Origin of the sequence: Acinetobacter sp. YH12076, from assembly GCF_013419525.1 — a bacterium.
Taxonomy (GTDB): Bacteria; Pseudomonadota; Gammaproteobacteria; order Pseudomonadales; family Moraxellaceae; genus Acinetobacter; species Acinetobacter amyesii.
Map to the genome: position 1 here is coordinate 140,943 of NZ_VOZY01000004.1, position 15,602 is coordinate 156,544.

Below are 15,602 nucleotides of genomic sequence, written 5' to 3' on the forward strand. Positions count from 1 at the left end.
TAATTTTTATATTATCAAATATTTATATTTAACATTTGTTTTATTTTTTCATGTAATTGTCATGGGATTGCAAGTGTATTGTCATACAGAGTCTTTAGGTTATTGCAGTATTTCTCAAGGACCAAAGAGGTTAGACGTTGAATTACAAAGCACTCATCTGCTGTATGGTTTTCACCCCCATGCTGACAATGCAGGCAGCACAAGCAGAATTTATTAAAGATAGTAAAGCAGAAATAGATTTTAAAAATTATTATTTTGATCAAGATCAAGAGCCTAACGATAAAGATTCGACAGTTTGGGGACAAGGTATTGAATTGAGTTATCAATCTGGCTTTACCGAAGGTCAAGTCGGTTTTGGTTTAGATGCGACTGCGGCAGCAGGTATACGTTTAGACGGCAGTAAAGATAAAGCCAAAAATTCGTTGATGTTTCCTTTAGAGGGTGATGGTAGTCCAACAAATTATTGGACACGTGCATATCCCACTTTAAAAGCGCGCTATCAGAAAACTGATGTAAAAGTCGGAGAGTTACGCCCTAATTTGCCCATTTTAAGTCGAAGCTTTGCTCGCTTGCTCGAATCTGCCTATTTAGGTGGTCAAGTCACTTCTAAAGATGTAAAGGGATTGACTTTAACGGGTGGTTACGTCACTAAAGCAATTCCACGTGCATCACGAGATGCGTCAAAGCTTTCTATTAAAGGCGCGACCGAAACCAGTGATGGGTTTATGTTTGGCGGTGCGGACTGGAAGCCCAATAAAAATTTAACGCTACAGTACTATGCAGGTGAGCTAGATGATTTTTATGTACAGCAATTTATCGGCGTGAAACACAAATTTCCATTCAGTGAAAACCAGAGTTTTAATACGGACTTACGTTTATTTGATACTCAAGCGACTGGAGCTAATGAGCGTGGTGAAAAAGGCTATGGTGCCAAAGTAGATAATCAGACAGCCAGTGTAGACTTCAAATACAAATTTAAAAATCATCAGCTGCAATTTGGCGCGCAAAAAATTGGTGATGATGGCGATTTTCTGCATATGAATCAGGGCAGTTTAGATAATGGTGCGGATGGTACGTTCATTTATTTGCCAACAAATCGTTTGTTGCAGAACTTTACTAATGCAGGCGAAAAGTCCACATGGTATGGCTATCGATATGACTTCAATAATCAATACTTAAAAGGCTTAAATGTATCGTTCCTGAAAGTACAAGGACGTGACTTTGGTAAATGTGGTTGTGCAACTGAGTCCGAAATTGACTATACCTTGCGTTATAAAGTGCCGGAAGGCAAATTCAAAAATTTAGGTTTTACCGCTCAATACGGAAAATTCAAAAAAAGTACAGGAACCAAGCAGGAACAAAGCCGTATCTACTTGACCTATACCATGCCAATTTTCTAATCCAAAACTGATCAGATTAATTTATTAATAAGTTTATAGAGAAATAAAAATGAATCATATTAATTCGAATCGTCGTCAATTCTTAAAGGGTTTGATGGGAGTCGGGTCTTTAGCGTTATTTTCTGGACTGAGTCCAGTAAGCACGTGGGCAAATGCCAAATTTCCGATTAGCCCGTTTCAATTAGGCGTTGCTTCAGGTGAACCTTGGCCAGATGGCTTTGTGATTTGGACGCGTGTTGCACCATATCCACTTTCTGTAGATGGTGGGATGCCGAAGGAAGCTGTTGAAGTGGATTGGGATATTGCTACAGATATTGAATTTAAGAAAATTGTGCAAACTGGGAAGGCGCAGGCACATCCTGACTTACATCACACAGTACATGTAGAGATAAGTGGTTTAGCACCGATGACACGCTATTATTATCGATTTAGATTGGCTGGTTATGAAAGTTCTGTAGGTACAGCAAAATCAGCACCTGCCGCGCACCAAATGCCAGAACGAGTTCGAGTCGCTGTAGTGGGCTGTCAGCATTATGAAACGGGTTATTACACGGCCTATGACTACTTGAGCAAAGAAAAAGAGATAGATTTAGTTTTCCACTATGGTGACTATATTTATGAAGGACCAGAGGGTAAAGGTGGGGGGCGTGCAATTGGAGATTTAAGAATTTCAATTCCTGCACGTCAACATATTGGTCCGGAAATTCAAACTTTACTGCAATATCGTATTCGTTATGCACAGTACCGTGCGGATCCCGATTTACAAGCTGCACATGCATCTGCACCTTTTGCGATGACGTTTGATGATCATGAAGTAGATAACAACTGGGCTGCAGATATTGAAGAAAAAGGCGAGAAGAAAGACATATTTTTACTGCGCCGCGCAGCAGCGTTTCAAGCGTGGTACGAATATATGCCTGTACGCTTAAAACAGAAGCCGAACGGTCCAGATATCCTTGCTTACCGTACTTTAGATTATGGCAAAATGCTACGGATGAATATTTTAGATACACGACAATACCGTTCTCCAATTTTATGCACCAAAGCTCAGTTAGAAGATGGGTTTGATAAAATAGATTACTGCCGTACTGAGAATAGCCGAAATGAGCAGGTTCTTGGTAAAGCACAAGAGCAATGGTTGGCGAAGCAAATGCGCCATGATAAGCGTTGGAATGTCTTGGCACAGCAAATTCAGGTTATGCCTTGGGTACGTTATAACAAATCAGGCAAAGCTTATTTTGGGAAAGATACGTGGAATGGCTATCCATACGCACGCGAGCGCTTGATTGAATCTATCAAAAAAAATGCACCTCATGGTAATACAGTAATTTTATCAGGAGATTTGCATCAATATTTTGCAGCGAATATTCCAAGTGATTTGAATGATTTTAAGAGTCCATCGATTGCAACCGAATTTTTAACTACATCGATAACCTCTACTGGCAATGGTCAACCAATCCGTCCAGGGCAGGAAGATGTGCTGAAGTTAAATCCACACATCAAATTTATCAATGATCAACGCGGTTATCAGACTTTAGACTTTTTTAAAGACTATATGCGTACAGACTTGAAGGTTCTAGACTTTGTTGAAAAACCAGGTGGAAAAATGACGACCGTCGCAAGTTTTGAAGTGGCTTACGGCAAGCCAGAACTGAAGCAGATTAAATCAAAATAAAAAGGGATCACTACTCCTGCTAAATTAAATAAAGCGCTTAGATGGTTCTAAGCGCTTTATTTTTATATTGGACTTGCACATCTATTAAAAACCACTGCCCATGCATGTGATCTACTATCCATGCAATGGGACAAGATGCTGATTTTTTAATCAGATTTTTTATGTGTGGCAGAAATGAGATGGTTAATTTCAGTTTTGGCTTTAATCATATCGGCTTGGAATTGTGGATCTGCCTGTAGGCGTGAAAATTGCGCTGCTCCCATAATACGGCCAGCATCGACATCACTTTGCCAATGCATATTGCACACGACTCGGCTTTGACCAAATTCAATACCACGTTTAAGAATTTGACTTTGACGCTCAGGACGTAACTCTGCTAAGACTAATGCATATGTCCAACCGATAGTTGTATGTCCAGAAGGATAGGAAACATATTGATTTTTTTCATTTTCTTCTTCAGGAGTACAAGTGCTGACATTAAAATAGCCATATGGACGTTCACGGCTATATTTCTTTTTTGCAGTTTGAGTAGAGTATCTACTATCAAGTTTAATCTTTCTTAAAATTTCAAATAAAATAGGTGTATTTTTCTCATTAATTTCTATGCCAAATGCATGTGAAAAAGGTCGCCCTAAGTGTGCATTTGAAACATCAGCATCAATTTGTGCTTGCTGCCAGCGAGCCGTATTTTTCAAATATTGAGATTGTTTAAAAATACTTTGATCACGAATAAAATCTGCACTATAGGCTTGTGGAGGAGTAGATAATATTTCAAGACTATTTGGAGCTGAGTCAGGTGTTAGATATGAATCTGCGGCCATGGAGTGTGCGCTTAAGCAAACCCATATTAATGTAGAGATGGCACATGGAGTATAAAATTTTAAGTTTGTCATGATATAGCTAAGTTTTGAATAATTAAAAAAGCGCTCATACCATAAGCAATAATATTGACTCTAATATGACAAGAATTAATAAGATGAAAATTATCGCAATATAAATAAGATTGAAATGCGGGAAAATCGGAATGAATAAAAAAACCACCCAATCTTTCGAAAGGGTGGTTTAGAACTCGAAACAAAAATTAAGCTTCTTGCTGTTCGGATTGGATTGCCGTTAATGCAATGGTAAACACGATGTCATCGACCAAAGCCCCACGTGACAAGTCATTTACAGGCTTGTTTAAACCTTGCAGCATCGGACCAACACTGACTACATTTGCAGAACGTTGAACGGCTTTATAGGTTGTATTACCTGTATTTAAGTCAGGGAAGATAAACACATTGGCACGACCAGCCACTTTGGAGTCAGGTGCTTTAGAGCGTCCCACACTTTCCACCGATGCGGCATCGTATTGAAGCGGGCCATCAATAAGTAAGTCTGGGCGGCGTTCTTTGGCAATACGTGTTGCTTCAGCCACTTTTTCGACATCTGCACCTGCACCAGAAGTACCTGTTGAATACGAAATCATTGCGATACGTGGGTCAATACCAAAAGCTTTCGCTGAATCTGCAGATTGAATCGCAATCTCTGCAAGCTGTTCTGCATTTGGATCTGGATTAATGGCACAGTCACCGTACACATAGACTTCATCTGGTAGCAGCATAAAGAACACAGAAGAAACCAATGAATAATCAGGTGCGGTCTTAATCAATTGGAATGCAGGACGTACAGTATTCGCCGTAGTATGTACTGCGCCTGAGACTAAGCCATCCACCTGATCGAGTGCAAGCATCATGGTACCTAAAACAACAGTATCTTGTAGCTGTTCACGTGCTTGTAGATCATTGAGTTTGCCTTTACGCAGCTCAACCATTTTAGGCACATAGTTTTCACGAATCAGATCTGGATCAATAATTTCCAAATCATGTGGAAGTTCGATATTACGTGCTTTTGCAACTTCAATCACGGCTTCAGGTTTTGCCAATAAAATACAGTGTGCAATGCCACGTGATTGACAAATGGCAGCCGCCTGAATGGTGCGTGGTTCATCACCTTCAGGTAGAACAATCCGTTTTTTCGCAGCAATGGACTTTTGTACCAATTCATGACGGAATGCAGAAGGGGACAAGCGTGGTTGATATGAACCATTTAATACTTCAGTAATCCATTCAGCATTGATGTGGCTTGAAACAAAGCGAGTCACTTGCTCTGCACGTTCGACGTCATCGACAGGAATTTCATTGCCTAAATTTGAAAGTTGTTGTGCCGTTTCAAACGTGCTTAAAGGCGTATGTAAAATCGGTAAGCCTTGCTTAATCGCGGTTTGGCAGAAATCTAAAACTTGTGGGTTCGGTTGATGGTGTTCAGTCAAAACCAAACCGGCAAGTGGAATACCATTGCTACTTGCAAGGCTAGAAGCCAACAACACATCAATACGGTCAGAGGCGCTGATAATCAGTTCGCCTGCCACAAATTTGTGAAGTTCATGTTCAATATTAGAGGCAACTAAGCTGCTATGCAGTACGCGGCGATGAGCAGCATCGCCTTGGTTGATCCATTCTGCTTGGATATGCGTCGCCAAGTCAGACATGCGCGGTACGCTGAGCGTATTACTAAATGGAACGAGGCCAATGACAGGTAGCTGTGTAGAACCAATTTGCGGATTACTTTGTTGTAATTCGAGTACAAATTTATTGGTATCACTGATTAAACGCAGATTTGGATCAAGCGTGACAGGAATTTGCGCAGATTCTTCTGGCAAGCCACGTGTGCGCATAAACAAAACGCCCGCAGTACGTTCAGATACCGCACCACCAAATTGGCGTAGAGAACTGTCAATTTTCTCAGCCGTTTTTGTGGCATTTTGAATATCTGCTGTGCTGACAATAATCACTTTAGCATCGAGTGCTTTTGCTAATGTTGCGTTGAGTTCTGAGGCAAAGTTATCTCGGCTGTTTGGAACCAAGCCTTCAACAATAATCAGATCATGCTTTTTTGCAATTTCACGGTGCAAACGAACCGCTTCTTCGAGCAGTTCATCACTTTCATCATGACTGAGTTGCTTCACGATGGTGGCATGATGAATAGGTTCTACCGTTTCATTATTAAATAAATGACGATAAAGAGCCGTTGTACGGTCTACAGTATCTGCGACATTTTCCTGTGAAAATGGTTTCAGAAAACCTGCTTTGACCCCTTGGCATTCCAAAGCATAAATTAAACCTAAGCATGCAGATGTTAAACCTACACCTTCCCCAGTTGGCACGAGTAAAATTGTTTTCATACGGTGTCTAAATTAAAGCTAAAAATTAATATTGAAGGCGAAGGGGCTGATGCGATTGCTTATGCAATCGCAGCTTCAGCATCAGACTTTTTTGTAGCAGACGCTGTCACCTCGTCTACAACATGCTCAGTTTCTTTGGCAATACGGCCTTCTTCATCGGTTGGAACAACCCAAATTTGTGGGCCAGTACCGTGGTCAATACGACCTTCAGTACCGCGTTTTAAGTTGTCATTTAATTCTTTACTAAGGTTGAAACCAAAGTGCGGTAAGTATGAAACTGTTTTTTCACGAATGTAGGCAGAATTTTCACCAATACCACCGGTAAAGAATAAACCGTCAATACGTGGTAGACCACAGCTGAGACCTGCCAAAGATTTTGCTAAACGGTAGCAGAATACTTCAATGGCAAGTGCTGCATCTTCGTTGCCTTGTTCCGATGCTTCGATCAACGTACGCATGTCATTTGAAAGATCAGACAAACCGAGTAGGCCTGATTGGCTGTTCAGCATCTTGTCGATTTTGTAGATATCCCAACCTAAGTTGCTCGCAAGGAAGCTGTGAATACTTGGGTCAACATCACCACTACGTGTGCCCATGACCACACCTTCAAGTGGAGTCAGACCCATTGACGTATCTACAGATTGACCATTCCAAATCGCACAAGTCGAGCTACCATTGCCTAAGTGAGCAGTTAACCAGCCACCTTGTTTAAAGCTGCCTGCCAACATTGAGCCACGCTCAGATACGTAGGCATGGCTAGTACCATGGAATCCATAACGACGTACGTTATGTTGTGTGTACAAGAATTTTGGTAATGCATAACGGTATGCATGAGACGGCATGGTTTGGTGGAATGCTGTATCAAATACGGCTACTTGCGGAAGTTCAGGGAACAAGCGCATGGTTGCTTCGATCCCTACCAAGTGAGCCGGGTTATGCAATGGAGCAAGCGGTGTAGCTTCACGAATACGTTCAATAATTTCTGGTGTTAATAGCTCAGCTTTGGTTAATGTACCGCCGTGAACAACACGGTGACCAATCGCTTGAGGATTATGGTGAGCCAAACGCTCTAAAATAGTTTCGAGGGCTTTTTCATGGTCAGCATGTGGAATGGACAGCTCAAGCGCATCACCACCTGTAGTGACCCCTTTAATACGTGCATCAGCAGAACCTAGGTTCTCGGCTAGACCAAAAATACGATCTTCACGGCGCTCAGAAACTAACGCATATTTGATAGAAGAAGATCCGCAGTTAATTACTAATACTGATGTAGACACGTTTAAATACCCGAATTCTAATTGAAATACTTATCCATAATATTGATCTGATTGCAGTTGTATTGATTGATACAATTTAGATCTGTGATGATGTTTTATCATGGGTTTTTTTATCGTCCTAGATAGACTTTAGGAGATTAGACTTAAGCACTATCGACCCTGAGCACAATAATAATTAAAATTTATCAGTTCATAGTTTTCATTTATTAATAAAATAGTCCTCAAAATTTATACGATTTAAGGGATATACATAGAACATAACATGCGTTCGCTGCGCTGTAATCCTCAAATTGTTGCAAAAAAGCAGGTAAATTTAACTTTTCTCATTCTTCTTAAGTATTTAATTGTCAAAAAATCTGTTTTCGATTCTATATCCTGTGTGTTTGCAGGCTTATATTTCAATATGTGAACCCTGGGTCTAATTTTTTAAATCACCATAAAAAAAGCTGTGCCTTTAATCAGAAAAGCACAGCTTTCGTTGTCTTATTGGGTGTTATTGGCGAATTTGACCATCACCAAACACAATCCATTTTTGAGAAGTCAGACCTTCAAGACCGACTGGACCACGTGCATGGATTTTATCGGTTGAAATACCGATCTCAGCACCAAGACCATATTCAAAACCATCCGCAAAGCGCGTTGAGGCATTGATCATCACTGAACTCGAATCTACACGCGCCAAAAACTGACGAGCCAAACTAAAGTTTTCGGTAATGATTGAGTCGGTATGGTGTGAGCCATATTTGTTGATGTGTTCAATCGCTTCATCTAGGCCAGTAACGACTTTCACTGCCAAAATCGGGCCTAAGTATTCGGTGTACCAATCTTCCTCAGTTGCAGGAACAATCGACTCACCCAAAATGCGCTGCGTTTCAGCACAGCCACGCAGTTCAACTTTTTTCTCAGCATAAAGTTCAGCAATGCGTGGTAAAAACTCTTCAGCGACATTTTCATCGACAAGTAAGGTTTCCATGGCATTACATACGCCATAACGGTGTGTTTTGGCATTAAGCGCAATAGGTAATGCTTTTTGCAAATCAGCCTGAGCTTCCACAAAAACATGGCAGTTACCATCAAGATGTTTGATAACAGGCACACGTGCTTCATTGGTGATACGTTCAATTAAGCTTTTGCCACCACGAGGTACGATCACATCGACATATTCAGGCATAGTAATTAATTGGCCGACCGCAGCACGGTCTGGGGTATTAATGACTTGAACGGCATGTTCAGGTACACCTGCGGCAGTTAAGCCATGTTGAATCGCTGCTGCAATTGCTTGGTTAGATTCCAAAGCTTCAGAACCACCACGTAAAATAATCGCGTTACCTGATTTAAGCGCTAAAGATGCGGCTTCAAGGGTGACATTTGGGCGAGATTCGTAAATCATGCCGACAACACCTAGCGGTACGCGCATTTTGCCCAGCTGAATACCTGTCGGACGAAAGGCCATATCGGTGATTTCGCCAATCGGGTCAGTGAGTGCGATTACATCTTTTAGACCTTGGAGCATGCCTTTAAAGCGTGTGGGGGTAAGTTCTAAGCGATCAAGCAGAGCACTATCCAAGTTGTTGTTATGCGCTTTGGTCATATCCACTTGGTTAGCTGCCAAAATTGCAGTTTCACTGTTTTGTAAAGCAGTATAAATTGCTGATAAGGCATTATTTTTAGTCTGGGTAGAAGCCCCTGCGAGCACACGTGATGCTGTGCGTGCTTGCTGTCCTACCGTTTGCATGTATTGTTCAATAGACTCTTGCATAGCGGTTTGATCACTTAGAAATTTCAACTCGATATTAACAGCCTGTGACTGAACAATGAAGCACTTAAGTGCATATTAGACTGTACTTGCTGACCAGAATTAACATTTTGAAATTGTTTTTAGAGCAAAAGTAGATAAGCGGCGGGGATATCAGTTGCTTGTAAAATGAACCTCTGTATAGAATGAAACAATAGCGACATTGAAGTCGTACAAATAACGATTAAAGAGCAGGACGCTAAATCGAGCAGAGTCTCTAAACGAATTCCTGACAATAAAAATAAGGCAGGAATGGAGGAAAGGAATATGAATTCCATTATCCAAATGGATCCGACCGTACAGGAAAGTACGCATTACAGTTTTTTCGATCTGTATGACAAGCAAAGCTTTAAACAGCCTGCCAGAACGACATGGATTGATGGCTGGAAGGTCGAATATATGGCCATTGCACAACCTGAAACGATTCATCGCACCCCGATTGTTATTATTGGTGGGGCATTTCAAAACTTTAATTCCTACAAATATTGTGTCGAACAATTATTTGCGGCAGGCCCAATTATTTTAATTGATTTACCCTCCATGGGCTCAAACCAGCAAATTACCAATGTCGATACTTCGGTGTCGGCAGGGACTTTAGAGTTGGGTGATCTGGCGCAGATGTTGGGCGTTTGGCTGGATATCGTCGGGCTAGAAAAAGTATCCGTGATGGGGATGTCACTAGGTTCAGTGGTGGCAGCAGGTCTGGCAGATCAACGTCCTGAATTGATTGACCGCATGATTTTAATGGGCGTGATGCAAAAAACGCGCAAGAGCTGGCGCATGTTGCTTGAAGAATCCTTGCACTTGATGAAAGAACAGCGCATGGATGAATTTGGCCAAGCGGTGATTTTATATTTGGTCAATCATGCCAAACTTGATGTGACGCGGATGTCACCGACAGCGAAGCGTTTGTTCTTTAGACAAATGGCTGAATTCACCAATACCGAACAAGAGCGTTATGACATTAACTGTAATCGTTTGCTGCGTTTGCAAGACGTGCCGATTCCACAGTGTGATGTATTGGTGTCATGCGGGCAGTACGACAGTTTTACTTTGCCACATGAAAATGCGGGCTTTGCCTTGCAATGTCCGAATATGCAATTTGCCATGATTGCCAATGCGGATCATTTACCGCAGTTGCAACGCCGTAAAGAAACCATGAATTTATTTGCAACTTATCTACGCGGTGAGTCTATTCAGCAGTTGGAAGGGATCATTCCAATGAGCCGAGAGCAAATGCAAAATATCGAACGCCGTGGCGAAGCGCGGGTGAGTGTACAACAGCCATTCACACATTTATCTCATCGCCATTCAGACCTTGTGGTTGACACTCAAATTATAGATTTAAATTATTTTGGGGTGTTGTTGAATGTGCAGGCTGAAATGTTGGACTCCATGCACGCATATCCACGGGATTTGGCATTACATCTAGAAGATGAAGAAGGTGAGTTTAAAATTGAATGTCTCATCTTTGACGTTGTAGATACGCAGGTTCGTGCTTTGTTTAAGCATGGTAGTTTTGAGTTGGCGGAGCGTTTATTGCGCTTTGTACAACGCCAAAAAGAAGATGTGTTGATATTAGAAGCTGTAAGTTAAAATATGAACATATAAAAAAAACAGCGCTTTAGCGCTGTTTTTTTGTTTTAGCATGGACCATCCAAACCAAATCTCCACAGTGCTGCTCTGCATCGTGGAAAGGAATCACTTGTTCTTGCTGCTGTTGTGGAAAGTATAAGGCCGGCTGAACGACGTCTACTTCTTCAAATCCTGTATGACTGAAAAACTGCTGTAATTCAGCAGGGGATTGAAAATGAAAAGTAAAAGCGCTGCGTGAAATAACTTTGAGTAATTTACTACTGGCCCAAATAAAGCGTGCTAAACGGTTCTTGACGGGTTCTGGATAGATGTCGGTCAGATAATGCAATTCCTGAAACGAGGCACCATATTCGGTGATCCCTTGTAATAATTTATTCATCAGGGCTTGATCAAAGTAATTAATCAGCCCTTCGCTAATCACCACCAAAGGACGTTCAGGGTCAAAACTCTGAAAAATACGTTCAAAATCTTGAGTGAAAATGTCGCCAGTTAAGACCTCAGGGGCATGCGGGTCAATCTGTTTAAGTGCCTGTGTTTTGATTTTTGCCATATCTGGCAAGTCGAGTTCACGAAAGTCAATTTCAGGATGCTTGGTACGAAAATTCCAACCGCGCGGGGAGAGGCCACAGGCAATTTCAAGGACTTGTAGCTGAGGGTGTTGGGTAATGAGTTGATCTAAATGTTGATCGATCATGGCATGGCGCTGTTTAAGCGTCGAACGCATGCTACCGCCCACATTCTTTTCTGCCCAGCTTTCTAAAGGATGGACTAAACGTGCTAAAAATTTGCCTTTACGTGTGGCAAAAACGGGATGTGAAATCCCCATGCTGTACCAAATATAGCCGGTGTAATGTGCAGTAAAGGAAATGTGTCGATGTTCCGATAAACTTTGTGTCATGTCGTCCTGACCTAATGTTGTTTTTATTGGCAATTTTTGTATAGCGCCGAAGCACTTATTTTGACCTCATCATAAATCAAAAAGGAGCACCTTGTCGTGCTCCTTTTTCTAGAATTTTGAAAGTCTTGGATTAGCAATATTGATTTTTAAAATCCACAATACGGTTACGCACGTTTTGCCAGTCCGCCCCGAGTTCAATGCTTTGTCCAATCTCAATTTGTGGGATTTTACCGCGCATACGTTCTAGGCGTTCTTGATTTGGGAGAGCCAAGTTTTGAATGCCATCCAGCGCAATGCATGCAGATTCACGGTTATTACATACAAGGCCCATATCACAACCTGCATTTAATGCTGCTTGGATACGAGCATCTGCGCCGCCAGCGACACAAGCGGCTTGCATGCTTAAATCATCGGAGAATAAAACGCCATCAAATTGGAGCTCTTGACGTAAGACTTTCTGAATCCAATACGGTGAAAATCCAGCAGGATTAGGATCAATATTTTCATAAATCACATGCGCAGGCATTAATGCATCAAGCTGTGGTTGCAGTTGAATAAAGCTTTGCATGTCTTTTTGATAGATTTCTTCATAACTACGATGATCAACGGCAGCAGCGATATGTGAATCTGCTTTCACCGAGCCATGGCCTGGGAAATGCTTACCTGTAGATGCCATCCCCGCACGTTTCATACCTTTTAAGAAAGCACTTGCCAGTGGAATGATGTCTTGCATATTTTTGGCAAAACCACGGTCACCAATCACATCACTGACATCATTTAGGTCCAGCACTGGTGCAAAACTAAAATCGATGCCGACCGCAAGGACTTCAGCTGCCATCAACCAGCCACATTGTTCAGCCAGTTCAACAGCTTTTTCAGGTTCAGTTAAGTAAAGTTCTCCAAACTTACCCATAGCTGGTAGGAGTGTGAAGCCTTGTTTTAAGCGTTGTACACGACCACCTTCCTGATCGACGGCAATTAAAATATCAGGACGGATTTGACGCATATGGTCGGTCAGGGCACGAACTTGTTCAGGAGATTCAATGTTGCGACCAAATAAAATCATGCCGCCAACTTGTGGTGCCTGTAATAGTTCAATATCTTCTTGGGTAAGTTCTGTGCCAGCAATGTCGAGCATTAATGCGCCAATCATATTCGGTGTCCGTGTTGGAATTTTTAAGGAAAAACAATACCTGAATTCTGCAATGATTTGCTACACTTTGTCAGCAGAGAATATGATAAAACTACACGACATAAACATATTAAGTTGTTTAAGATTTTGAATCTATTCAATTCAGGTCGAAAACCAACACGGTAATATTGGTCTTAATACCAAGGAAGTACAAATTATTTATGAAACTTCAAACATTAGCTTGTGCCGTTGCGATTGCGACAGGTGGATTTTTTTTCACTCATGTGGTGAATGACGCAATTGCTGCCAATAATACAGAAGCAGTGAGCGCGGGTACTATTCAGCCCACACAAGAGCAAGCCTTGGTCTCACGTCAGCTTGCAACATTGGTAGACCGTCAACACTATTTAAATCAGCGTTTAGATGCCAATACATCTAACCGTATTTTAGATTTTTATATTGATAGTTTAGATGCTGAACATACGTTGTTCTTGGCATCAGATATTGAAAATTATAAAAAACGTTATGGCTCAACTTTTGGTGCAAATCTCAAAGCGGGCAATTTAACAGGGCCGTATGCGATTCATGCGCAATATCGTGAGCGCTTAAAACAGTTCTACACCTATATGTTGGAAGAGCTGAAAAAGCCACAGAATTTAAATCAACCGAATAACTACATCGAAACCGATCGTGAAAAAGCGCCATTCTTTAAATCGACAGAAGAGCAGCGTGCGCATTGGAATAAAATGTTGGTCTCTCAGCTGATCAATTTAACCATCAGCAAAGAAGAAGAGAAAGCCAAACAGAAAGCGTTGAAAGATGACCCAACACTGGCAAATGGTCAAGACTTAACAGGTCCTGAAGACTTAACACCTGTACAGACTTTAACCAAGCGTTATACGCGTCAGTTAGAGCGGATTAGTCGTTTAAAAAGCGATGATGTGCTCGACAAAACTCTGAATGCCATGATGCTGACGTATGATCCGCACAGTAACTATTTCCCACCTGTAGATGCGATGGAATTGAACCGTCAAACCACGCTGCAATTGGAAGGGATTGGGGTATCGATCCGTCCTGAACGTGGTAATGAAGACTACACCAAAATCGAGACGATTGTGGAAGGTGGTCCTGCTAGCAAATCAGGACAAGTCAAGTCAGGCGATCGTATCGTTGGTGTTGCCCAAGATGGCGACAAAATGGTGGATGTGATCGGTTGGCCGAGTAATGAAATTGTTGGACTGATTCGTGGTAAACGTGGCACCAAAGTGACTCTACGTTTATTGGGTGCTGGTGCGTCCATGAATCAAGCGCGAAATGTCACAATTGTACGTGATGTGATTCAAGAAGAAGATGCAGGCGTGCGTTCACGTACCGTTGAAATTGAGCGTGATGGCAAAAAGCATAAGTTCGGTGTAATTGAAATTCCATCGTTTTACTTGAACTATCGTGCACGTCGTGCAGGTACAGACTACCGTTCTGTGTCAGAAGATACCAATAAAGCCTTAAAAACTTTAGATGCTCAAAATGTTGAAGGTATCATCATTGACTTGCGTAATAACCCAGGTGGCTCACTTGAAGAAGTGGCACGTATGCTTGGTCAAGTGATTAAATCAGGTCCAGTGGTGCAAATCCGTGATGGCAATGGCAATGTCAGCGTGTTTGAAGATGATGATGGGGGCGCGCAAACTTATGCAGGTCCATTGGCAGTATTGATTAACTTGGCTTCGGCGTCTGCGAGTGAAATTTATTCTGCTGCGATTCAAGACTATGAACGTGGTGTGGTGATTGGTAGCACCACAACGGGTAAAGGAACAGCGCAGGTACAACTTGACTCTTTAGCCTATGGTCAAGCAACCTTAACGCAACGTAAATTTTACCGCGTGACTGGCGGCAGTACCCAGAATAAAGGAGTCGTGCCTGATATTAAGTTGGTTGATATTTACAATGAAGAATTTGGTGAACGTAAAGCGAAAAATGCTTTACAGTGGGATACCATTCCTACAGCACCGTTTAAACGTGAAGGCTCGATCCAAGCCTATGTTCCCGATTTGATTAAGTCATCTCAGCAACGTGTCAGCATTGATCCGCAATTTAAATATTTAGAGCAACGTACTGCGATTGCGAAAAAGACAGAAGAGCAAAAGCGTGTGGTGCTTGACTTAGCGAAGCGTAAAGCCGAGCTGTTGGCACTAGAGCAAAAGTCTTTGGATGCTGAAAATCAGCGTCGTAAAGTGGTGGGTCAAAAACCTTATGCCAACTGGGAAAGCTACCAAGCGTCTATGGATGCATTGGTGGAGGCACGTGCAAAAATGAAGGCAAACCAACGTCCAGCACTGCCTGAAGAAGAAGTCTTTGTGACGGAAGCTGCAAACGTGCTAATGGACTATGCCAAATTACAAGGCAAAACGCATACAACAACAGCCAAAAAGTAAGTAATTCATCCATAAATAACATTGAGATGATTGCTTGAGTTTTTGACAGAAAAGATGAATTTATCCATTGAGAAATAGCGAGCTACGGCTCGCTATTTTTTTGTGAGTAGGGCGGTGTTCGATTTAAATCTAGAAAGTAATCTTTAAATGATTCTAACTTATTCATTTTATTAT

Annotated in this window: 10 protein-coding genes; 4 read left to right on the plus strand and 6 right to left on the minus strand. The window is 41.7% G+C overall.

What is annotated here, in order from left to right; genetic code table 11:
* Window positions 1-179 precede the first annotated feature (179 nt).
* Both FTU22_RS05175 and FTU22_RS05180 read left to right on the plus strand, forming a co-directional pair.
* Window positions 180-1,400: an OprD family outer membrane porin gene (locus FTU22_RS05175; protein ID WP_180034916.1), complete on the plus strand. Its 1,221-nt coding sequence runs from the start codon at window positions 180-182 to the stop codon at window positions 1,398-1,400.
* A 49-nt stretch (window positions 1,401-1,449) separates the two neighbouring features.
* The gene (locus FTU22_RS05180) at window positions 1,450-3,075 is read left to right on the plus strand and encodes an alkaline phosphatase (RefSeq protein WP_180093315.1); all 1,626 of its coding nucleotides are present in this window, start codon (window positions 1,450-1,452) and stop codon (window positions 3,073-3,075) included.
* A gap of 146 nt (window positions 3,076-3,221) precedes the next feature.
* Here the strand turns inward: FTU22_RS05180 and FTU22_RS05185 are convergent, their stop codons facing one another.
* The 4 genes from FTU22_RS05185 to FTU22_RS05200 all read right to left on the minus strand — a co-directional run bounded on the left by FTU22_RS05185 (window position 3,222) and on the right by FTU22_RS05200 (window position 9,334).
* Window positions 3,222-3,896 (minus strand): phosphatase PAP2 family protein, encoded by a 675-nt coding sequence (locus FTU22_RS05185; protein ID WP_180093317.1) that lies wholly within the window; start codon window positions 3,894-3,896, stop codon window positions 3,222-3,224.
* Window positions 3,897-4,156: 260 nt separating this feature from the next.
* Entirely contained in the window at window positions 4,157-6,298 is a 2,142-nt protein-coding gene (gene pta / locus FTU22_RS05190; RefSeq protein WP_180093319.1) for a phosphate acetyltransferase, read from the minus strand.
* A gap of 59 nt (window positions 6,299-6,357) precedes the next feature.
* Window positions 6,358-7,575, minus strand: a complete 1,218-nt coding sequence (locus FTU22_RS05195) for an acetate/propionate family kinase (RefSeq protein ID WP_111884043.1) — start codon at window positions 7,573-7,575, stop codon at window positions 6,358-6,360.
* Window positions 7,576-8,068: 493 nt separating this feature from the next.
* A complete protein-coding gene (locus FTU22_RS05200) occupies window positions 8,069-9,334 on the minus strand; it encodes a glutamate-5-semialdehyde dehydrogenase (protein WP_111884042.1) in 1,266 nt (421 codons plus the stop codon).
* Window positions 9,335-9,637: 303 nt separating this feature from the next.
* On the opposite strand from FTU22_RS05200, the gene FTU22_RS05205 reads away from it, so the two are divergent.
* Window positions 9,638-10,966: an alpha/beta fold hydrolase gene (locus FTU22_RS05205; protein WP_180093321.1), complete on the plus strand. Its 1,329-nt coding sequence runs from the start codon at window positions 9,638-9,640 to the stop codon at window positions 10,964-10,966.
* A 28-nt stretch (window positions 10,967-10,994) separates the two neighbouring features.
* Here FTU22_RS05205 and FTU22_RS05210 read toward each other — a convergent pair whose 3' ends face one another.
* The gene (locus FTU22_RS05210; protein ID WP_180093324.1) at window positions 10,995-11,864 is read right to left on the minus strand and encodes a class I SAM-dependent methyltransferase; all 870 of its coding nucleotides are present in this window, start codon (window positions 11,862-11,864) and stop codon (window positions 10,995-10,997) included.
* A gap of 130 nt (window positions 11,865-11,994) precedes the next feature.
* Entirely contained in the window at window positions 11,995-13,017 is a 1,023-nt protein-coding gene (gene nagZ / locus FTU22_RS05215; RefSeq protein WP_180093326.1) for a beta-N-acetylhexosaminidase, read from the minus strand.
* A 200-nt stretch (window positions 13,018-13,217) separates the two neighbouring features.
* Between nagZ and FTU22_RS05220 the strand changes: the two genes are divergently transcribed.
* On the plus strand, window positions 13,218-15,428 hold the full coding sequence (locus FTU22_RS05220; protein WP_180093328.1) for a carboxy terminal-processing peptidase: 2,211 nt from the start codon (window positions 13,218-13,220) through the stop codon (window positions 15,426-15,428).
* The last annotated feature ends 174 nt before the right edge of the window (window positions 15,429-15,602 follow it).